The sequence below is a fragment of the Seohaeicola saemankumensis genome, from assembly GCF_021021435.1.
GTDB lineage: Bacteria > Pseudomonadota > Alphaproteobacteria > Rhodobacterales > Rhodobacteraceae > Seohaeicola.
Window position 1 is genome coordinate 38,319 of the sequence record NZ_JAINWI010000015.1, and the last position, 21,615, is coordinate 59,933.

General features: G+C 61.5%; 18 protein-coding genes. 6 read left to right on the top strand and 12 right to left on the bottom strand.

Annotation, left to right across the window (positions count from 1 at the left end):
• Window positions 1-257 precede the first annotated feature (257 nt).
• From K7H22_RS13810 to K7H22_RS13845, 8 genes are all read right to left on the bottom strand, one after another.
• Window positions 258-914 (bottom strand): DUF1236 domain-containing protein, encoded by a 657-nt coding sequence (locus K7H22_RS13810; RefSeq protein ID WP_230801452.1) that lies wholly within the window; start codon window positions 912-914, stop codon window positions 258-260.
• A 420-nt stretch (window positions 915-1,334) separates the two neighbouring features.
• Window positions 1,335-2,687: an SPOR domain-containing protein gene (locus tag K7H22_RS13815; RefSeq protein WP_230801453.1), complete on the bottom strand. Its 1,353-nt coding sequence runs from the start codon at window positions 2,685-2,687 to the stop codon at window positions 1,335-1,337.
• A gap of 69 nt (window positions 2,688-2,756) precedes the next feature.
• Window positions 2,757-3,389, bottom strand: coding sequence for a uracil phosphoribosyltransferase (upp, locus tag K7H22_RS13820; protein WP_230801454.1), 633 nt, complete (start codon window positions 3,387-3,389; stop codon window positions 2,757-2,759).
• 11 nt (window positions 3,390-3,400) lie between these two features.
• Window positions 3,401-4,396 carry an adenosine deaminase gene (locus K7H22_RS13825; protein WP_230801455.1) on the bottom strand — a complete coding sequence of 332 codons (996 nt, stop codon included), beginning with the start codon at window positions 4,394-4,396 and terminating at the stop codon, window positions 3,401-3,403.
• The gene (locus tag K7H22_RS13830) at window positions 4,393-5,613 is read right to left on the bottom strand and encodes a phosphopentomutase (RefSeq protein ID WP_230801456.1); all 1,221 of its coding nucleotides are present in this window, start codon (window positions 5,611-5,613) and stop codon (window positions 4,393-4,395) included. Before K7H22_RS13830 ends, K7H22_RS13825 begins: the two co-directional genes overlap by 4 nt.
• Window positions 5,610-6,917 (bottom strand): thymidine phosphorylase, encoded by a 1,308-nt coding sequence (locus tag K7H22_RS13835; RefSeq protein WP_230801457.1) that lies wholly within the window; start codon window positions 6,915-6,917, stop codon window positions 5,610-5,612. The genes K7H22_RS13830 and K7H22_RS13835 overlap by 4 nt, the downstream gene beginning before the upstream one ends.
• A 3-nt stretch (window positions 6,918-6,920) precedes the next feature.
• Complete coding sequence (locus K7H22_RS13840; RefSeq protein ID WP_230801458.1) at window positions 6,921-7,325, bottom strand: cytidine deaminase; 405 nt, start codon at window positions 7,323-7,325, stop codon at window positions 6,921-6,923.
• Entirely contained in the window at window positions 7,322-8,401 is a 1,080-nt protein-coding gene (locus K7H22_RS13845) for a cupin domain-containing protein (RefSeq protein WP_230801645.1), read from the bottom strand. Before K7H22_RS13845 ends, K7H22_RS13840 begins: the two co-directional genes overlap by 4 nt.
• A gap of 164 nt (window positions 8,402-8,565) precedes the next feature.
• Between K7H22_RS13845 and K7H22_RS13850 the strand changes: the two genes are divergently transcribed.
• The 5 genes from K7H22_RS13850 (at window position 8,566) to K7H22_RS13870 (ending at window position 15,795) form a co-directional block, all read left to right on the top strand.
• Window positions 8,566-10,845 carry an NADP-dependent malic enzyme gene (locus K7H22_RS13850; RefSeq protein WP_230801459.1) on the top strand — a complete coding sequence of 760 codons (2,280 nt, stop codon included), beginning with the start codon at window positions 8,566-8,568 and terminating at the stop codon, window positions 10,843-10,845.
• Between the two features lie 210 nt (window positions 10,846-11,055).
• Window positions 11,056-11,895 carry an FAS1-like dehydratase domain-containing protein gene (locus tag K7H22_RS13855; protein ID WP_230801460.1) on the top strand — a complete coding sequence of 280 codons (840 nt, stop codon included), beginning with the start codon at window positions 11,056-11,058 and terminating at the stop codon, window positions 11,893-11,895.
• A complete protein-coding gene (locus K7H22_RS13860) occupies window positions 11,895-13,115 on the top strand; it encodes a CoA transferase (protein ID WP_230801461.1) in 1,221 nt (406 codons plus the stop codon). The genes K7H22_RS13855 and K7H22_RS13860 overlap by 1 nt, the downstream gene beginning before the upstream one ends.
• Before the next feature lie 124 nt (window positions 13,116-13,239).
• Window positions 13,240-15,129, top strand: coding sequence for a propionate-CoA ligase PrpE (prpE, locus tag K7H22_RS13865; protein WP_230801462.1), 1,890 nt, complete (start codon window positions 13,240-13,242; stop codon window positions 15,127-15,129).
• Window positions 15,130-15,249: 120 nt separating this feature from the next.
• Window positions 15,250-15,795 carry a CIA30 family protein gene (locus K7H22_RS13870; protein ID WP_230801463.1) on the top strand — a complete coding sequence of 182 codons (546 nt, stop codon included), beginning with the start codon at window positions 15,250-15,252 and terminating at the stop codon, window positions 15,793-15,795.
• 18 nt (window positions 15,796-15,813) lie between these two features.
• On the opposite strand, the gene K7H22_RS13875 is transcribed toward K7H22_RS13870, so the two are convergent.
• Window positions 15,814-16,575 (bottom strand): NAD kinase, encoded by a 762-nt coding sequence (locus tag K7H22_RS13875; protein WP_230801464.1) that lies wholly within the window; start codon window positions 16,573-16,575, stop codon window positions 15,814-15,816.
• 185 nt (window positions 16,576-16,760) lie between these two features.
• On the opposite strand from K7H22_RS13875, the gene glyA reads away from it, so the two are divergent.
• Window positions 16,761-18,044, top strand: coding sequence for a serine hydroxymethyltransferase (gene glyA, locus K7H22_RS13880; RefSeq protein ID WP_230801465.1), 1,284 nt, complete (start codon window positions 16,761-16,763; stop codon window positions 18,042-18,044).
• A 59-nt stretch (window positions 18,045-18,103) separates the two neighbouring features.
• Here glyA and K7H22_RS13885 read toward each other — a convergent pair whose 3' ends face one another.
• The 3 genes from K7H22_RS13885 to K7H22_RS13895 form a co-directional block, all read right to left on the bottom strand.
• Window positions 18,104-18,475, bottom strand: coding sequence for a hypothetical protein (locus K7H22_RS13885; protein WP_230801466.1), 372 nt, complete (start codon window positions 18,473-18,475; stop codon window positions 18,104-18,106).
• A 48-nt stretch (window positions 18,476-18,523) separates the two neighbouring features.
• Window positions 18,524-19,531, bottom strand: coding sequence for an LLM class flavin-dependent oxidoreductase (locus K7H22_RS13890; protein WP_230801467.1), 1,008 nt, complete (start codon window positions 19,529-19,531; stop codon window positions 18,524-18,526).
• A 68-nt stretch (window positions 19,532-19,599) separates the two neighbouring features.
• Window positions 19,600-21,498 (bottom strand): SLC13 family permease, encoded by a 1,899-nt coding sequence (locus K7H22_RS13895; protein ID WP_230801468.1) that lies wholly within the window; start codon window positions 21,496-21,498, stop codon window positions 19,600-19,602.
• Between the last annotated feature and the right edge of the window lie 117 nt (window positions 21,499-21,615).

The following is a 21,615-nucleotide window of genomic DNA, read 5'->3' on the forward strand; positions in this document are numbered from 1 at the left end:
TGAATGGTCAAGTGGCACGTCCCAGACAATGCCACGGATATCTTCGAAACTTGCTTTCGGATCCGATCTTTCTTGCGTGGCGTGCGGCAAACATCGCGGATTCTGCCGCACCAAAGCCGGGGATCACTTTGCTTTCGCAGGCTGCGTGACGCCCGCCACGCAAAGCGGCGCAATCCTATGACACACGGCGGTCATGCATCGCAAGGAGGGCGCGATTTCTGGTCGCGCCCTCCAAAACTGATTGGTTCGGCCGGCGTTTACCGCAGAATGTGAATGATCTGGCGGCTGTCGGAATCGACGACCACCGGCACACCGTTGACGTAGGCATAAGAATACTCGCTATCCGGTACGTCCTGCAGATTCACAGTTTCAGGGATACCGGCACCGACGACCACCTCGCCATCAAGGTAGATTTGATCCACAGGGTTGGTGCGAACATAGGTTGTCACCTGTTCACCCGGATCGGATGCGGCACCGGCACTTGCGCCGGCCAGACCACCAATCGCGGCACCAACGGGCCCACCAACCACGGCACCGGCCAGCATACCAACAGTACCTCCACCCAATGCGGATTCAGCTGTGGTATCCGTGCGCTCGATCGTATGGACAGTAATCCGGTCCCTGTTTTCGTAGAGAATGACAGGATCGGCCTCGCCCTCAAGCTGAACAGTCAAATAGTCGCTAAATGCCCAGCCGTTCACACCTTCAAAGCTGACTTCACACCAGTTCGAGCCCTGAATGCACGCCTCGACCGTCACTTCGCCATCTGCCGGAATGACCGAGATGATCTCCTCTGCCGGGCCGGGGCCTGCTCTGAGATTCAGCGCCGTCGCAGCTTGTGCGGTGGTTTGCGCATAAGCGGCAGGTGCGGAAAGAACGCCCATGATAGCCATGGTTACGATGGAATGTCTCATCTTTCTGATCTCCTTTTATTGACCGCCACACCCCGTCAGCCCGAGGCTGTCCGGATGGATGACCGGAAAGAAACCGTTCGGCGGGCAGATGGGTTCCCTGCCCCGTCAATCCGTTTGATCAGTGTGGCAATTTCTTGCGCAAAGGCAGACCGGCTCCCGTCGACGGTCACAAAAGCAAAAAGCAAAAAGCATCCCGAACCTTTGCTGGGAGGGGGTCAAGAGGCAATTAATCAGGCATTCACGACATGTGCGGGCGGTTGTAGCACCACAGGTGCAGCGTGGCCTGAACCGTCCCTTGCCAAGGAGGGTCTAGACGACGCTCCCTGTCAGATCATCCGCATCGCGTGCCTCTTGACCAGTCTTCAGCGACATTGGGCTGTTGACAATCAATCTGCATGACAGGTTCAGGTCAGGGATGTGTCAGTTGCGCGCGAAGGCGTCCCTGAAGCCGGCAGACCTTGCAATCCCCAATCCCTGCGACAACGCTCCAGAAGATGCGAAGGGTCCAGCCAATATCACGCGCATGGACGTTCCTTTGCGCGTCACATTGGACGTGCTGACGGGCAAGCCCGCTGCCTGCAACCGACGGATCGCGCCATCGGCATTGGCAGGATTTGCAAAGGCCCCGACCTGCACATAGCGCGCTGCCAATTTATGTGGTGCGTGCTGCGGTGTCGAACGGGTTGTGACTTGCGCGACAGGCACCTGCTGACGCGGCTTTGCCTTGGGCTGTTCGTGCACACGGCCAGAGGTTGATACCGTGATGTTTCGCGCGGCCAGCACACCCGCACGTGTTTGCGTGGCCAGATCGGTATAAGGATAAACCACGTTTGGATTGTATGCGGTCATGTCGCGCCCTGTGCGGCGGTCAATCAGACGGCGGGGCACTGTATCGGTCCAGACCAGTTCCATCGCCTTTTGACCGGCAACCGTGCCATGCGCGCGCAGCGGGTTCAGGCGGTCGTCGGTCCAGACCGGACGATACCCTTTCGGCACGACATTCGCGCCCGCCACCTGTGCTTGGGCTTCGGCGACATGGCGCGGCACGATCCGTGTCTGCGGGTCCAGCCTGTGCAGGTCGCTGCGACGCACCACCATCCCCGGTGTTGCCACGATCGGGCCGGTGCCCGAACGATAGCCTGTAGGGTCCTGTGTCTGCGGGCCGCAACGCACCCCTGCAGCCGCACAGCGGTTTGCAACGGGTGTCTGTGGCTGCGCCTGTGCGGCTTTGCCAATCGTCGGGGGTGTCGTAATCGAGGCAATGGTCTGCATCGGTCGGCCCGGACGTTCGATTATTACCGGAGCTTGGGGGGCCATACGGGCATTGACGGTACGCGGCTGTGAGGGGGCCGCCACGCGGGGGGGCGTGGCTGCAACACGGGCAGGCTGCGGCGCTACCACTTGGGCGGGACGCGCCTCAGCCGTCGGTCTGGCTGTTGGCGTTTGCGGGCGCGTGATCAGGATCGCGCCCGGCGGAATGGCCGCTTGGGCCGTTGTCGCTGTCTGAGGTGGAGCACCATTTGCAAATGTCGGGGTTGCACCGCACAGGTTCTGCCTTGATGAGGTCACCCGCGGCACCCATGCTGTCGCCCCGCCGATCCCCGCACGCACGAAGATACAGCCGCGGCTGTCAACATATTGCGTTCCGGTAAACGAGGCAGGCGGAAACTCGGCGGGTTCGCGGTAGCGCTGGCTTTGCGCGTCGGCGGGCGCGGACCCCGCGAATGAAGACAAAACAACTAGTGCCGCAAACGACACGACCCGTACAAACATGACAATCTTCCCCAAGATAGCGTGGAGTCACTGTGCCTGAATCACGTCGTGCCGTAAAGTCCTGATAGCTTATTTAGTGCCAAACATCCGGTCACCCGCATCACCTAGTCCCGGAAGGATATAACCCTTGTCGTTCAGTCGTTTGTCGAGCGCAGCTGTGACAATGGGCACATCGGGGTGCGCTTCTTTCATGCGCGCCACCCCTTCGGGCGCGGCCAGCAGGCAGAGAAACCGGATATTCGTGGCCCCTGCCGCCTTGAGAAGATCGACAGCCGCGGCCGAAGAATTGCCCGTGGCAAGCATTGGATCGACGACGATCACCAGACGATCCTCAAGGCCTTCGGGCAGCTTGCAATAGTATTGCACGGGCTTGAGAGTCACCTCGTCACGGTAGAGCCCGACAAAACCGACGCGCGCCGACGGGATCAATTCCAGAACCCCGTCCAGCAGCCCGTTGCCCGCCCGAAGAATCGATACAAGCGCCAGTTTCTTGCCTTTCAGCACTGGTGCATCCATTTCCTGCATCGGCGTCTCGATCGCGTGGGTTGTCAGTTCCAGCTCGCGCGTCACCTCATAGGCCAGAAGCGCCGAAATCTCGCGCAGAAGCTGGCGGAATGACCCTGTCGAGGTGTTCTTGTCCCGCATGAGTGTCAACTTGTGCTGCACCAGCGGGTGGGTAACGACGGTCAGGTGATCGGTCATGGCAACTCCAGTCAAAGCTTTGTGCGCGCTTTAAGTTTTCCCTCAAGGCGCTTTTTCGTTTTGGCATCGCAGAATGCGGCGTCCAGTGCGGTGCGGTTCAGGGCCGCGAAATCCTCGGGTGTCCAGTCAAAGGCCTGTTCCAATCCGGCATATTCCTGTTTCATAGAGGTCCGGAAGAAGGGCGGATCATCGGTGGACACGGTCACCTTTACCCCTGCTTGGCGCAGCTTCGCAATGGGATGGGCGCGCAGATCGGGATAGAGGCCCAAAGCGACGTTCGATCCGGGACAGACTTCCAGCACCACGCCGGTCTCTGCCAGACGCTTGACGATTGCGGCATCCTCAATGGCGCGGACACCGTGACCGATGCGCTCCACGCGCAGATCGTCCAGCGCCTGCCGGATCGAGTCTGGCCCTGCGAATTCACCCGCATGGGTGGTCAGTTTCAATCCAGCCTCGCGGGCGCAATCGAATGACCATGCGAAATCGCCCTGTTTGCCCATGCTTTCGTCGCCGCCCATGCCGAAACCGACGATCCAATCTCCGGCGGTATCTGCCGCGCATCGCGCAGTCTGGCGCGCGGTATAGGGGCCGAAATGGCGGATGCAGGTCACGATCCCGCGCATCACAATGCCATGCGCGCGCTCAACTGCTGCTGCAGCCTCGCGGATCGCCTCAAGATATTCGCGCCAAGCCCCCAGATCACCGCCGCCGCAAAAGTCGGGGCTGAGGAAAGTTTCGGTATAGATCACACCTTGTTCAGCGCCGTTTTCAAGGATGGCTGTGGTCAGACGGGCATAGTCTTCGGGCGTCTTAAGTACGCTTGTCGCCGCCTCGTAGACACGCAGAAAACGGGTGAAATCGTCGAAACCATATGATCCGTCCTCGGCAAAAACACCCGACAGGTTGATGGATTTCTCTTTGGCCAGACGCCGGATCAGGTCGGGGGGGGCTGCTCCTTCATGGTGCAGATGCAACTCTATCTTGGGAAAGGTCTGCCAACTCATAGAAAACTCCGCCCTGTCCCGCGCTCAACAAGGCCGAGATGCGCCGCGATCGACGCGGCCAAGTCCACAAAGGCCACATGCCCTAGCGCGCCTTGCCCCTGCCCCGCCACCAATACCGGCACGCGTTCGCGGGTATGGTCGGTGCCGCTCCACGTTGGGTCGTTGCCGTGATCGGCGGTCAATACCATCATGTCGCCGGGACGCAAGCGCACAAGGACCGGCCCGAGTGCTTCATCGAACCGCTCAATCGCACTGGCATACCCGGACACATCGCGGCGATGCCCATAGAGGCTGTCGAACTCGACGAAATTCGCAAAGGTCAGACTGCCCGGTTCGGCTGTGTCCACCAGCCGCGCCAGATGCCGCATCAGCGTGGCGTCATCACCTTTGACCACATCATCAATCCCGCGCATCGAGAATATATCCCCGATCTTGCCGACCGCATGGACCTTGCGCCCCGCAGTCTGTGCCCAATCGCAAAGCGTGGGTGATGGGGGCGCGATCGCGTAGTCATGCCGGTTGACCGTTCTGGTAAAACCTGTCTCGATCCCGCCAGTAAAGGGCCGCGCGATGACGCGACCCACGCGCATCTTGTGCAGGATCGGCGCAGCACGCTTGCAAAGTTCGAGCAGCCGGTCGAGGCCAAAGCTGTCCTCATGCGCCGCGATCTGGAACACGGAATCGGCAGAGGTGTAGCAGATCGGCCAGCCGGTTTCGATATGCGCGGCCCCGAGATGGGCAATGATCTCGGTGCCCGACGCGTGGCAATCACCAAGGATACCACCCGTGCCCGCAAGCTGCGCGATACGGTTGCTCAGATCGGGCGGAAAGGCTGGCTTTATGTCGGGAAAATAATGCCAGTCCCAAGGAACCGGCACGCCCGCCAGTTCCCAATGGCCCGATGGGGTATCCTTACCGTTCGATTGCTCTGTCGCGGCCCCCCAAAGACCCCGCGGGTTTGCGCCCAGACCTTGGGGCAGGCGCATACTGCTGGCCAGTTCAAGTGCTGCGCCCAGCCCCAGACGGTCAAGGTTCGGCACATGCAGCGGGCCGGAACGCCCCTGTTCGGCGCGGCCTGCGGCACAGGACTCAGCGATATGGCCCAGCGTATTCGCGCCTGTGTCGGGACGGCTGCCGTTGAAAAACCGCGCGGCATCCGGCGCACCGCCGATACCAAGCGAATCCATCACCACAAGAAAGGCGCGGTTCCGGCTCATCCGGTGATCCTGTCGCGGATCAGCGGCGGCAAGTCCGGGGCGCTGTCCGATATCGTGATCGCGTCCGACACCTGCGCCAGCGCTTTTTGCGCCGCCTCGGGCCGTGCCGCATGGATGCGCGCCAACGGTTGGCCCGCCTCTACCCATGTGCCCAGTTCCACCAAATCGGACAGCCCGACGGCTGGATCAATGCGGTCTTTTTCAACCTGCCGCCCGCCGCCCAGCGCCACGACACACAAGCCCAGCGCATGACCATCCATTGCGGCGACAAAACCGGCCTGCACGGCTTTCACTTCACGGATGACCGTTGCTTCAGGCAGAAAGCGTGCCCAATCCGTCACAAAGCGCGTGGGACCGCCCTGCGCTGACACCATCCGGCCAAAAACTTCGGCTGCGCGCCCGTCCGCGATGCTGACCCTGATCGTCTGCGCGCCTGTTTCAGTGTCTTCGGCCAGCCCCGCCCCTGCCAGCACAGCACCGCCCAGCGCCGCCGTGACCTCAAGCAGCCGCCCGCCGGTCTGACCTGTCAGCACACGCATCGCGGCTGCCACCTCAAGCGCGTTGCCCAGATCGGGCGCAAGCGGCTGATTCATATCCGTGATCAGCGCCGTTGTCGGACAGCCCGCCGCATTAGCCGTATCGACAAGCGCGCAGGCCAAAGCCTGCGCCTGTTCCGGCGTCGTCATGAAGGCACCACTGCCGGTTTTGACATCCAGAACCAAGCCTTGCAGCCCCGCCGCCAGCTTCTTGGACAGGATCGAGGCTGTGATCAGATCAAGGCTTTCTACCGTCCCGGTGACATCGCGGATCGCATAGAGCCTTTTGTCGGCAGGCGCGATAGCGGCAGTCGCACTGACAATCGTGCATCCTGCCTGCGCTACGACAGCGCGCAACTGTCCCTCGTCCAGATCGGTGCGCAGGCCGGGAATCGCCTCCATCTTGTCCAGCGTGCCGCCAGTATGGCCCAGCCCGCGACCCGAAATCATGGGCACATAGGCCCCGCAAGCAACCAAGGCCGGCGCGAGGATCAGGCTGACGCAATCGCCCACGCCGCCGGTGGAATGCTTGTCCAGCACCGGACGGTCGAGATCCCATTGTAGCACCGATCCCGAATCCCGCATCGCCAACGTCAGGGCCACACGGCCTGCATCGCCCAACCCGTTCAGCAAGGCAGCCATTGCGAAAGCCCCTGCTTGTGCGTCCGAAACAGCGCCATCCGCCAGTCCCTGCGCGAACCAGCCAAGCTCCTCGCGGGTCAGTGTCGCGCGATCCCGCAGACGGGTGATGATATGGCGGGCATCCAAATGTCAGGTGTCCTTGTCCGCAAGTGTCATATGAGCGGTCGAAAAAGCACCAGGCAACAATTCTGCCAAAGTCATGCGCAATTCCTGCCCGTCCAGCGTCGCCATCGTGACAGGCACCGCACCGCGACCGAATTCGGCCAGTTTCTGACGGCACCCACCGCAGGGGGTGACAGGGTGTTCGGCATCCGCGATTACGGCGACCTCGGTCAGTTCTGTCTCTCCCGCAGCCACCATCGCGGCAATGGCCCCCGCCTCGGCGCAGGTGCCTTGCGGATAGGCCACGTTTTCCACGTTGCAGCCGACATAGACGGTTCCCGACGCCGCACGGATCGCAGCACCGACCCTGAAATGCGAATAGGGCACATAGGCGTTCTCCCGCACGGCGCGGGCTTGGTCCATCATGGTCATGTCAATTCTCCTATATGCGTTTTGAAATCCCCCGGCAGGGACACTTCCAGAAGCTCAAGATCCGCTGTCAGTTCGGAATAGCGGGTCTTCATGCCCGGTGGGATCACGAAGGCATCGCCTGCCTGTAGGGTAAAGGGATCCCGTCCCTCGCCCTCCAGCAGCATGCCGCCCTGCTTCACAAAGGTGAACAGGATATCGCTGTCATGCCAAGTCCATGTGGTTGTCCTACCATCGGGCCGCGCCACCTGAACGCCAGCAACATTGCGGGTATTGGTGGCGATTGTCGTGTCACGGGCCTTGAACCCGGGCATACGGAACGACGCCCATGTGGCCCCATCGGCCACATTGTGCACGAAACGCTGGCCCGACCACTCCCTGTCAGGGCGCAGATGCACAGTCGGCAGGGTCATGTCGTGATCAATCGCGGTCACATGTTCCGCCGGAACGCCAATCTCGATTACCTCGATCCCGTCACTGGCTTCCAGCACACGGTGGCGGATCTCTGGCGGTTGGATGAAGCAATCTCCGGCAGTCAGGCGGATCGGCGGGCCCTGATCCTCGTAGACAACATCGACCCATCCCTTGATGCAGAAAATCAGTTGAAAACCGACCTTGTGGTAGTGGACCATATCCGGCACAGGCCCGCCATCGGGGATGCGGATATGGCTGGCAATGATCGACCCACCCAGCCGGTCGGGGATCAGATCGCGGTAATGCATGCCCGCGCGCCCGATGACCCAAGGCGCCTGGTCGGCAAGACGGCGCACAACGAAACTGTGGATCGTGGGCGGCAGCATAAGCGGCGGGTCAAGCGGCGACAGTTCAATCCGCGTCCCACCAGGCGAGGTCAGTTCGGACGCCGCAGTTTCAGCATCGGTCAAAAGACGCAGATGCCCGTGGCTACCCGCGTCCCGCGACAGCCGGAAACGCAGGCCATGCCCGGCAAAGATCGCAACCGTTGGATCATCGGCGGGATAGATCATCTCCATCCGGAAACCGAGGGTTCTGGTGAAAAAGCCGATATCTGCTGTAAGGTCATCCGTCCGCAGGCAGATTTCGGCCATCGTCTGGGTCATTGCGGCGTTTCCGGGCATTTTGTCATTTCCATCTTCGAGAAAACTGTGACCCTGCGACCGGTGATTTGCAAGCTGACGCTGGAAGACCTGCAAAAAATCGGTATCTTCCCTAGGATAGGAATTTAGTTTAACACTAAACTATCCGGAAAGCAGGGAGCGAGCACATGTCCGACAGTCAAAAGGAAACGTTGCGACAGGCGGCGCTGGCCTATCATGAATTTCCCAAGCCCGGAAAGCTGGAAATCCGCGCGACCAAGCCACTTGCCAACGGGCGGGATCTGGCGCGCGCCTATTCGCCCGGCGTGGCCGAGGCCTGTCTGGAAATCCGCGACAATCCCGCCGATGCCAGCCGCTATACCGCGCGGGGCAATCTGGTGGCCGTTGTCACAAACGGCACGGCTGTGCTTGGCCTTGGCAATATCGGGCCGCTGGCCTCCAAGCCGGTGATGGAAGGCAAGGCCGTCCTGTTCAAGAAATTTGCGGGTATCGACTGTTTCGATATCGAGTTGGACGAATCCGATCCGGTCAAGCTGGCCGAGATCGTCTGCGCGCTGGAACCCACCTTCGGCGCCATCAACCTCGAGGATATCAAAGCGCCCGATTGTTTCATCGTGGAAAAGCTTTGCCGCGAGCGGATGAATATTCCGGTTTTCCATGACGACCAGCACGGTACAGCCATTGTTGTCGGGGCTGCCGCGACCAATGCGCTGTTCGTGGCAGGCAAGCGGTTCGAGGATATCCGCATTGTCAGCACCGGCGGCGGCGCTGCGGGGATTGCCTGCCTGAACATGCTGCTCAAACTGGGCGTCAAGCGCGAGAACATCTGGCTCTGCGATATACACGGTCTGGTCTATGAAGGCCGCGAGGTGGATATGAACCCGCAAAAAGTCGCCTTTGCGCAGGCAACAGACAAGCGGACGCTGGATGATGTGATCGACGGGGCAGACCTGTTCCTCGGCCTTTCAGGTCCGGGTGTTTTGAAGCCCGCCATGGTGGGCCGCATGGCCAAACGTCCGATCATTTTTGCGCTAGCCAACCCCTCGCCCGAGATTGATCCCTCCGAGGCGCGCGCGGTCGTGCCCGATGCGATCATCGCGACGGGGCGGTCGGATTATCCCAATCAGGTCAATAACGTGCTGTGTTTCCCATTCATCTTCCGCGGCGCGCTGGATGTCGGCGCGACCGAGATCAACGACTCTATGCAGATCGCTTGCATTGACGGGATCGCCGCACTGGCCCGCGCCACCACCAGCGCCGAGGCGGCGGCCGCCTATCAAGGCGAACAGATGACATTCGGAGCGGATTACCTGATCCCCAAACCCTTCGATCCGCGCCTATCGGGGGTGGTATCCTCGGCTGTCGCGCGCGCCGCGATGGAGACAGGCGTGGCCACCCGACCACTTGAAGATCTGGCCGCCTACAAGGCTCGTCTGGATGGATCGGTGTTCAAATCCGCCCTGTTGATGCGTCCCGTCTTCAACGCGGCGGCCACAGCCGCCCGCAGCATCGTTTTTGCCGAAGGCGAGGATGAACGCGTATTGCGCGCGGCACAGGCCATTCTTGAGGAAACCACCGAGAAGCCGATCCTGATCGGACGCCCCGAAGTGATCGAGGCGCGATGCGCCCGCGCAGGTCTTGGCCTGCGGATCGGACAGGACGTGCAGATCGTGAACCCCGAAAACGACCCCCGCTACCGCGATTATTGGGGCAGCTATCACCAGATCATGGCGCGGCGCGGTGTGACACCCGATCTGGCCCGCGCGATCATGCGGACCAATACCACCGCAATCGGCGCTGTGATGGTGCATCGCGGCGAGGCCGACAGCATGATCTGTGGTACTTTCGGTGAATTCCGCTGGCATCTGAAATATGTCAATCAGGTGCTGGGCAGTGCCACCCACCGCCCGCACGGGGCCTTGTCATTGATGATCCTCGAAGACGGGCCGCTGTTCATCGCGGATACGCATGTGCGCGCCACACCGACACCGGACGAACTGGCCGAAGCCGCCATCGGTGCCGCGCGCCACGTACGCCGCTTCGGTCTGGTGCCCAACGTGGCTTTCTGCACTCAATCCCAATTCGGCAACATGGACACGGATGCCGGCACACGTATGCGCGCGGCCATTGCCCTGCTGGATGCAGCCCCGCGCGATTTCACCTATGAGGGCGAGATGAACGTGGACAGCGCGCTTGACCCAGAATTGCGCGCGCGCATTTTTCCCGACAGCCGTATGCAGGGCCCTGCGAACGTGCTGATCTTTGCCCATGCCGATGCAGCATCGGGTGTGCGCAACATCCTCAAGATGAAAGCCAGCGGGCTTGAGGTCGGACCGATCCTGATGGGCATGGGCAACCGCGCCCATATCGTCAGCCCCTCGATTACTCCGCGCGGTCTGCTGAATATGGCCGCAATCGCAGGCACACCCGTCGCGCATTACGGCTGATCCTTGCTACCCGTCGCAAAGGGCGCGCCTTGGTCACAGGGCGCGCCCTGCTTTTCATCTTGCCCCAAATACTCCTCACAGGCCGCAACTCGGGAAAGACCGGCCTATGTGCACCTTTGCATACAAAAATTACGCATTGACAAGCACATAGGTAATAATACTTCCCTCATTGAATGTATCCGGCACGATCATTCTGGGAGGGGGTCAGCCATGGACGGCACGACATCGGCAGTAGGGCGCACAGCGCTCGCCACAGGCGCGATCTCACCACAGCAAGCTGATCTGCTCGGCGCCACCTTGCGACCGCATTGGCAGGCAGGCGCGCTGTCGCAGGGTGATGTACTGCCGCAACTCTGGCATTGGGCTGCGTTTCCACCGACCGCCGCGATGGAGGATATCGGCCCTGACGGCCATCCCAAACTGGGCGGCTTTCTACCCGATCTTGGCTTGGGGCGACGCATGTGGGCTGGCGGCAGCCTGCGTTTCCTTGCCCCTGTGCATGTCGGCGAGACACTGACCCGCCATTCCGAGATCATCAGCCTTGAGCACAAGCAGGCAGGGCAAACGCCTATGGCGGTCCTGACCCTGCGCCACCGGATCGACACGCCCGCAGGTCCGGCGATCGGGGAAGACCAGACCATCGTTTACCTGCCGATCCCCGACCGCTATGCCCCGCCGAAACCCGCTCAAGCGCCGGAGAGCGCCGATTTCGACGAGACTGTCACCATCGACCCTGTTCGCCTCTTCCGCTACTCGGCCGTGACTTTCAACGGCCACCGCATCCATTATGACCGCAGCTACGCCACGCAGGTCGAGCATTACCCCGCGCTTGTCGTGCATGGTCCGCTCCAGGCCACTCTTCTGATCGAGGCCGCTGCCCGCCTTGCCGGACGCCCCCCTGTAACCTTCCGGTATCGCGGGGTGCATCCAATGTTCGATACGCATCCCTTGCGTCTGATCGGGACCAAGAGCGAGGATGATACCATGATACTCTGCACAGCCGCCTCCGAGGGACATATCGGCACTCAGGCTACGGCTGGCTGGTCCTGATGGCGGGTATCCTCAAGGGTATGCGCGTGGTCGAGGGATCGGCCTTTGTAGCCATTCCGCTGGCGGGCATGACACTGGCGCAGATGGGCGCAGATGTGATCCGCTTCGACCGGTTGGAGGGCGGGCTGGACGCCCATCGCTGGCCGATTACGGATCAGGGCCGCAGCCTGTTCTGGGCAGGCATGAACAAGGGTAAACGCTCGGTCGCGGTCGATATGAAATCACCGCGCGGGCGGGAACTCGTGACGCAGATCATCACCGCACCGGGGGAAGATGCAGGCCTCTTCCTGACCAATCTGCGCGTGCGCGGCTGGATGGATCACCCGACCCTCAGCGAGTTCCGCCGCGATCTGGTCATGGTCACCCTGTCGGGCGACCGGCAGGGGCGGCCTGCAGTAGATTACACCGTGAATCCCGCGCTTGGTTTTCCCGATGCCACCGGCCCCACAGGCAGCAGCGATCCGGTCGCGCATGTCTTGCCTGCTTGGGATTGCATTGCAGGTAATCTGGCAGTCTCGGCCCTGCTGGCGGCGGAACGGCACAGATTGAAAACCGGCGCGGGGCAGGATGTTGACTTGTCTCTCAAGGATGTTGCCGCCGCGATGCTGGGCCATCTGGGGATCATCGGCGAGGTCGTGGTGAACGGTGTGGACCGACCCAAGAGCGGCAACGCGCTATATGGCGCCTACGGGCAGGATTTCATCTGTGCCGACGGGCGACGGATTATGGTCATCGGTCTGACAGACCGGCAATGGCGCGGCTTGGTCAAGGTAACGGGCAGCGCCGGTGCGATCGAAGGGATCTCCCGCCAGACAGGGTTGAACCTCTCCCGCGAAGCCGCCCGTTGGGAGGCCCGCGCGTTGATCACCGAAGCCCTGATGCCGTGGTTCGCCGCCCGCACCCTTGCCGACATTGCCCCCCTGTTTGAAGCCGAAGGCCTGACATGGTCCGAATTCCGCAGCTTTGCCCGCGCCGTGCGCGAAGACCCCGATCTGCAACCGGGACAGAACCCGATGTTCGCCGATGTCAACCAACCGGGCATTGGCCGTTACCCAGTGCCAGCCTCGCCGCTGACGTTCTCGGCTGCCGCCACGCCGGAACCTGCTCCGGCACCGATACTTGGCGCGCATACCGAGGAGGTGCTGGCGGATGTCGCAGGGCTTGCTTCGGGCGAGATTGCGCAGCTTTTCGATCAGGGGATCGTGGCAGGTCCGCGCTAACAGGGTCTGTTAGCGCGAAACGTGACCATAGCGCGCAGGCGACTGACCTCTCGGGCCAGACAAGCCCCTTGCGCGGAGGGCCTGACCTTGGGTAAGCCGTGGCAATCGCCGGAGGAGGAATGCAATGGCATACAAAGACGTCTATGCGGGCTGGCAAGCCAACCCTGAAGGGTTCTGGATGGAACAGGCCAAAGCGATTGACTGGGACAAGCCGCCCTCACGCGCGCTGTTTGCGGACAAGGCACCGCTTTACGAGTGGTTCAAGGACGCACAGGTCAACACCTGCTGGAACGCGGTAGACAGGCACGTTGCCGCGGGGCATGGCGACCGTCTGGCTATCATCCATGACAGCCCCGTCACCGGCACAGTGCACAAGATCACCTTTGCCGAGTTGCAGACCCGTATCGCCAGTCTTGCGGGTGCGCTGCGCGCCAAGGGTATCGAGAAAGGCGACCGCGTTGTCATCTATATGCCGATGGTTCCCGAAGCCCTTGAGGCGATGCTGGCCTGCGCCCGTCTGGGCGCGATCCATTCGGTCGTTTTCGGCGGATTCGCGGCGCATGAGTTGGCGGTCAGGATCGACGATTTCACCCCCAAGGCCATCATCGCCGGTTCCTGCGGAATCGAGCCGGGCCGCGTGGTGCATTACAAACCGCTGGTGGACAGCGCCATCGACCAGGCGGCGCACAAGCCAGATTTCTGCGTGATCTTCCAGCGCGAGCAGGAAGTGGCGCAACTGACTCCGGGCCGCGATTTCGACTGGCACGGCTTCCAACATGGCGTGGAGCCCGCCGAATGCGTGCCGGTAGCGGGCGACCATCCGGCCTATGTGCTTTACACATCCGGCACCACCGGCCAGCCCAAGGGCGTGATCCGGCCCACGGCGGGCCATCTGGTCGCACTCAACTGGACGATGAAGAACATTTATAACGTCGATCCCGGCGATGTGTTCTGGGCTGCATCGGATGTGGGCTGGGTCGTGGGGCACAGCTATATCTGTTACGCGCCGCTGATCCATGGCAACACCACCGTGGTGTTCGAGGGCAAGCCCGTCGGCACGCCGGATGCGGGCACCTTCTGGCGTGTGATCTCGGAGCATAACGTGCGCTCCTTCTTCACCGCCCCGACTGCCTTCCGCGCGATCAAGCGCGAGGACCCCAAGGGCGAGTACCGCGCCAAATACGACCTGACCTGCCTGCGCGCGCTTTATCTGGCGGGTGAACGGGCGGACCCCGACACGATCATCTGGGCGCAAGACTTGCTCAAGGTGCCGGTTATCGACCATTGGTGGCAGACCGAAACCGGCTGGCCGATCGCCGCGAACCCGATGGGCCTCGATCCGCTGCCGGTCAAGATCGGCTCGCCTTCCGTCGCCATGCCCGGTTGGGATGTGCAGATCCTCGACGAGGCAGGCCATCCGATGCCTGCGGGTGAATTGGGTGCCATCGCGGTGAAACTGCCGCTGCCACCCGGCACGCTGCCGACGCTCTGGAATGCCGAAGATCGCTACCGCAAGTCCTATCTGTCGCATTTCCCCGGCTACTATGAAACCGGAGACGCGGGCATGATCGACGACGATGGCTATCTTTATATCATGGCGCGCACGGATGACGTGATCAACGTGGCAGGTCACCGCCTGTCCACAGGTGCCATGGAAGAGATCCTTGCCGGTCACCCCGATGTGGCGGAATGCGCCGTGATCGGTGTCACGGACGAGTTGAAGGGCCAGTTGCCGATGGGCTTTTTGTGTCTGACCAAAGGCGTGAACCGGCCCCATGCCGATATCGTCAAGGAATGCGTGGCCCGTGTGCGCGACCAGATCGGTCCCGTGGCCGCCTTCAAACTGGCCGTTGTGGTGGACCGCCTGCCCAAGACACGTTCGGGCAAGATCCTGCGCGCCACGATGGTCAAACTGGCCGATAGCGAAGCGTTCAAAATGCCCGCCACGATTGACGATCCCGCCATTCTGGACGAGATCAAGGCCGCCCTGCAAACGCTCGGCTATGCGAAGTAAAGCGAACAGCCCCGATGCGACTGCACCGGGGCTGCTTCTTCTTGCCTGAAATATCCAGATCGCTTCATTGCCCCTCGCGCCGCCGTTGCACAGTTGTCGCCAAGGCCCCATATTCTGTGGATGAAGAAAAACCTCATCGCAGTTGCCTGCCTTGCCCTGACCTTTCCTTTTTCTGCGGGGGCCGAGATGCCTGTCCAGACTCGCCTGACCCCTGATGCAGACTGGACCTATGTGTCGGATCAGGTCATGGGCGGTCAATCCCAGGGCGGCGCGCGCATCGAGACCATGGGCGGCCTTCCGGTGCTGCGCCTGACAGGTGATGTCAGCACCGCCAATCGCGGCGGGTTCATCCAGTCGCGGATCACGCTGCAAAATCCGCCGCCTCAAGGTGCGACCGGTGTCGCCCTCAAGGTGCGGGGCAATGGCGAGGACTATTTTGTCCACCTCAGAACCTCGGGGACGGTTCTGCCGTGGCAGTATTATCAAGCCCCTTTCCCAACCACCGCAGACTGGGCCGAGGTGCAAATTCCCTTCTCGGCCTTTGCGCCTTCCGGCGCATTGCTGCGCGATGCGATCAAAGCTGACAGTATTCGCAGCCTTGGAATCGTCGCCTACGGGCGTGATCACCACGCCGATATCTCGATCATGTGGGCAGGGTTCTACTAGGCCGAGGGCCCGGTCGGATCAGACGAACTGTTCCTGAATCAGCCGTTCTTCCAACCCATGACCGGGATCGAACAGGATACGGTGTTCGATTTCAGGCGCGCTGCGGATCTCGACGGTCACCACATCACGCACGGAACGGGAATCCGCATCCGCCATCACTGGGCGTTTTGAAGCCTCCTCGACGTCGATGCGCACCAGCGCTGTTTTGGGCAAAAGCGCCCCGCGCCACCGCCTTGGCCGGAAAGGTGCAATCGCCGTCAGCGCCAGCACATCCGACCGGATCGGCAGGATCGGGCCATGGGCGCTGTAGTTATAGGCTGTGGACCCAGCGGGCGTGGAAACCAGCGCACCATCGCATACCAGTTCCTCCATCCGCAAACGCCCGTCCACTGTGATCCGCAACTTCGCCGCTTGCGGGCCTTGCCGCAGAAGCGAAACTTCGTTGATCGCCAGCGCCTCGTGCACGATGCCATCGGCGCAGGTAGCGCGCATGGCCAGCGGGTTCAGCACCGCTTCCTCGGCGGCGCCCAGACGCTCCATCAGGTCGTCCTCGTGATAGGTGTTCATCAGAAAGCCGACCGTTCCGCGATTCATCCCGTAGACCGGTGCATCCAACGATTGGGTGCGGTGCAGCGTCGCCAGCATGAAGCCGTCCCCGCCCAGTGCGACGATCACATCGGCCTGATCCTCGGGCACCCCGCCATAATGCGCATTCAGCCGCGTCAGAGCCTCTTGCGCGCTGGGAACCGAACTGGCGCAAAAGGCTATCTTGAGGGTCATCGGGGGTTTGTCCTGTTTCCAAAGCGCGTCATCGCGCGCCGATGGAAGCACAAACTTCCCCCCTGCGCCACCCCTGCCACCAACAGCGCCGCATGCACCCCTGCCTGCGTCGCTTTCAGCCCTTCCCCCCTTGGGTGGATTGCACTAGGACACAGGGTAACGCTGACCCCATAACGGAGCCTGATATGTCCGATACCGGTTTTTTCACCGAAGCACTGTCTTCGCGCGATCCCGAGCTGTTCAAATCCATCACAGATGAATTGGGCCGCCAACGGCACGAGATCGAACTGATCGCGTCCGAGAATTTTGTCAGCCGCGCCGTAATGGAAACGCAAGGCTCGGTGATGACCAACAAATACGCCGAAGGCTATCCCGGACGGCGCTACTATGGCGGTTGCCAGTTCGTCGATGTGGCCGAGAATCTGGCGATTGAACGGGCCTGCCAATTGTTTGGTTGCAGCTTTGCCAATGTGCAGCCCAATTCCGGTTCGCAGGCCAACCAGGCCGTCTTCACCGCGCTCCTGCAGCCCGGCGACACCATCCTTGGCATGAGCCTTGATGCAGGCGGTCACCTGACCCACGGTGCCAAGCCCAACCAGTCGGGGAAGTGGTTCAACGCGATCCAGTATGGCGTGCGCCAACAGGATCTGGAAATCGACTATGTCCAGATCGCCGAACTGGCTGCCGAGCATAAGCCCAAGATGATTATTGCGGGCGGTTCGGCCATTCCGCGCATCATTGATTTCGCCAAGATGCGCGAGATCGCGGATAGCGTCGGTGCGTATCTTCTGGCCGATGTGGCCCATTTCGCCGGTCTGATCGCAGCGGGGCATTACCCGTCGCCCTTCCCGCATGCGCATGTTGCGACCACGACAACGCATAAAACCCTGCGCGGCCCGCGTGGCGGTATGATCCTGACAAATGACGAGAATTTGTCGAAAAAGATCAACTCGGCCATTTTCCCCGGTATTCAGGGTGGGCCGCTGATGCATGTCATCGCGGCCAAGGCTGTCGCCTTTGGCGAGGCACTGCGCCCCGGTTTCAAGGACTATCAGGCGCAGGTAATCCGCAACGCGCAGGCGATGGCGGACGAGTTGATGAAGGGCGGTCTGGATATCGTGACAGGCGGCACGGATTGCCACCTGATGCTGGTCGACCTGCGCCCCAAAGGTGTCAAAGGGAATGCCACCGAAAAAGCGCTTGGGCGCGCGCATATCACCTGCAACAAGAACGGCATTCCGTTCGATACCGAAAAACCGACGATCACCAGTGGTGTGCGTCTGGGTACGCCCGCAGGCACGACACGGGGCTTTGGCGAGGATGAATTCCGCCAAATCGCGCGCTGGATCGTGCAGGTCGTGGATGGTCTGGCCGCCCATGGCGAAGATGGCAATGCAGAGGTGGAGGACAAGGTCCGCGCCGAGGTCGAGGCGCTGTGCGCGCGGTTCCCGATCTATCCCGGTCTGTAATCCGTCAGCCTTGCACGCAGGTTTCAAACGCCGTCTCGAAAGGGGCGGCGTTTTCCGTTTCAGATCAGGCCTTGCCAGCGCAAGCCTGCAAACGCGAGAGCGGCAAACAACAAAAGATTGAAGGCCAGACCGCCCAACACACCCAGAACCGCCCCGCGGCGGCGATCGGCGGGGTCGATCTGCAGCAGATGCCTGCGCACCTCTGCAAAGGCGCGTTCCAGCTTGTCCGGATCGACACGCCGCGCCAGTTTCGGGTTTGCGGCCAGCATTTCGGCCTCGGTGATGACGCGGGCCTGTTCACGGATGCGCGCCGGCAAACGCCGCCCGGCGCGGCGTAGACGTTGCTCCAGCGAGCCGCGCGACAGGGATAGCTTATCCGCAAAAAGGGTGCAGATTGCCTGAGACTTTTCTGAAACCTCGTCCTGAGTCACGGTGTCGGCTCCGCCAGAAGATCATCGACTTTCACTGGCACAACAGCCTTAGGCCGCGTGGGTCACAGCCTGTATATCAGCCAGTGCCTGCGCGGCGATCCCGAAGGAATGAACCCGCGCGGCATGATCATGGATCATGCCTGTCACCATCAACTCGTCAGGACGGTAGCGCGCCACGATCTGCGACAGATCCTGATGCACCGCATCCGGCCCACCGACGGCAGAGACAGCCATCGCCTCGTGCACCATCCGCAAGACAGGCGCCGGAACCTGCGCCTCAAGATCGCGGACAGGCGCAGGCAGCTTGCCGGGCTGACCCGAACGCAACCGCGCAAAGGACAGCATCTGCGAGGTCCGCAGGTAATGCGCCTCGTCATCCGTATCGGCGGCGCAAACACCTGCGGCCACCATCACATAGGGTTTCGCCAGATATTTCGACGGCTTGAATGTCGCGCGATAGGTCCGCAGAGCCTCTTCCAGCATCTGCGGGGCGAAATGCGAGGCAAAGGCATAGGGCAGCCCCATATAGGCCGCGAACTGTGCGCCGAACAAGCTGGAGCCAAGTATCCAGACCGGCACATGCGAACCCTGCCCCGGCACAGCGCGCACACGCGCGTCAGAAGGCGCATCATCCAGATAGCCCAGCAATTCGGCCACATCCTGCGGAAAGGTATCGGCCCCGTCCATATAGCGGCGCAAGGCGCGGGCTGTGTTCATATCGGTGCCCGGCGCGCGCCCAAGCCCCAGATCAATCCGGTCCGGAAACATTGCCGCGAGCGTGCCGAACTGTTCGGCCACCACCAGCGGCGCATGGTTGGGCAGCATGATCCCGCCTGACCCCACGCGCATCGTCGATGTGGCGGCAGCCACCCGCCCGATTACCACAGCCGTGGCCGCACTTGCGATACCTGGCATGTTGTGATGCTCGGCCAGCCAGTAGCGGTGATAGCCGAAACGCTCGGCGTTTACCGCCAGATCGACGGTATTGGCCAAAGCCTGCGTCGTGGTGGCACCTTCAGCCACCGGCGAGAGATCAAGTAGCGAATAGTGATGCATGTCGAACTCCTTTGCCGCGACAGCCTAGACCGTCATAGTAGCAAGGCCAAGCGGGAACGGTTGAAACCTCAAAGCGGCCAGACAACCAGCAGAAGCGGCAGGCTGACAGCCACGACAAGTATTTCAAGCGGCAGACCCAGACGCCAGTAATCGCTGAAACGGAACCCGCCGGGACCAAGGATCAGCGTATTGTTCTGATGCCCGATCGGCGTCAGGAAGGCGCAGGATGCCCCGATCGCCACCCCCATCAGAAAGCTGTCGGGATTGACGCCAAGGCTGGCCGCAATCCCCAAGGCGATGGGGCACATGACAGCGGCGGTTGCGGCGTTGTTCATGACATCGGACAGGAACATCGTGACAACTAGGATCACCCCCAGCGCGGCAATGGCATTGCCCTGCGCGATTGTGTCCAGCAGCAGCCGCGCCAGAACATCGGCTGCCCCTGTCTGCTCCATTGCGCCCGCCACGGGGATCAGTGCCGCCAGCAGCACGATCACCGGCCAGTCGATCGCCGTATAGACATCACGCGGCGGCACAGTCCGCAACACCATCGAGGCCAGCAGCCCGAGCGCGAAAGCGGCTGCGGCGGGAAGTATCCCCAAGGTAACCAATGCAATGGACCCCGCCATGATCGCGGTAGACAGAAAAGCCATGCGCGCATCGGGAATGCGCAATTCGCGCTCCCCCAAGGGCACGCAGCCGGATTCATTTGCAAAATCGGTCAAGACTTCTGCAGGCCCCTGCATCATCAGCAAGTCACCCGACTTCAACTTGAGCGTCCGCAAACGGGCGCGCGGACGGTGGCCTTCGCGTGCGACAGCAAGCAGGTTCAAGCCGAAACGGGTACGCAGCCGGATATCGCGCGCGGACCTGCCCACGAGGTTGGATGCCGGCAGAACCGCCAGTTCCCGCAGAACGATGTCTTCATCACGGCGCGAGTCATCCTCCTCCTCGTCCTGATCCTTGTTTTTGTTTCGGTCGGCCGCTTTTGCATCAGCATCGGCCTTGGTGGATTTTGCACTGGCTTTGCTTTTGGTCTCGGCCTTGCCGCTCTCCTCTTCCACCATTTCGGAAGAGGAGCCTTGCTCTTCCAGTTTGATCCCGAACGCGGACAATGCTTCGGAAAGGCCCTCGACATCGGCTTCCAGCATCAGGATATCTTCGGCTTTGATCCGGCGGCCGCCATGCGGGGCGTTCATCTTGACCTCGTTTCGCACAAGCGCAACGATCTGCGCCTCGGCCCCTTCAAGTTCGGTTTCGATCTGGCGCAATGTCATGCCGACAGCTTTGCTTTTGGATGGCACCCGCACTTCGGTCAGATAGGCGCTTGTCTCGAACCCGTCGCCGCTTGAGGATTTGCGTGCCGGCACCAGCCGCCAGCCGACAAGAGACACGAAGACCACCCCGACGGCCGCCACGGCCAGTCCGACCGGCGTGAAATCGAACATGCGGAACTGGCCCAATCCCGCATCCGCCCGAAAGCCGGAAACGATCAGGTTGGGCGGCGTACCCACAAGCGTGGTCATCCCACCCAGAATCGTGCCGAAGGCCAAGGGCATCAACACCTGACCTGCTGTAAGCCCCAGCCGCCCTGACACCTGCACGGCAATCGGCATGAGCAAAGCCATTGCGCCAACATTATTCATCACACCGGATAATAGCGCACCAAGCCCCATCAATGCGGCAAGTGTTGCAATCTTACCCCCATTTTTTGGCATAACCTTGCGCGTTAGCGCATCCACGGCGCCGGATTGTTGCAAGCCATGGCTGAGAACCAGCACACAGGCCACGGTGATCACGGCCGGATGGCCAAAGCCGACAAATGCCTCGGCTGCGGGAACAAGCCCGACAACGACACAGGCCATCAGCGCCGCTAGGGCCACCACATCATGGCGCAGCTTGCCCCAAAGAAACAAACCCACCGTCAGGGCGAGGATACCGAAAATCATCATCTGTGGCGTGGTCATGGTCGGCTCTTTCCTGCTACGTCACCGAAAGCCCCGGCAAAACTGGGTGCGATTATCATACGATATCAGGCACATGATCAGTCACCCGACGATTCTACAACGCGCCACGACAAAGGG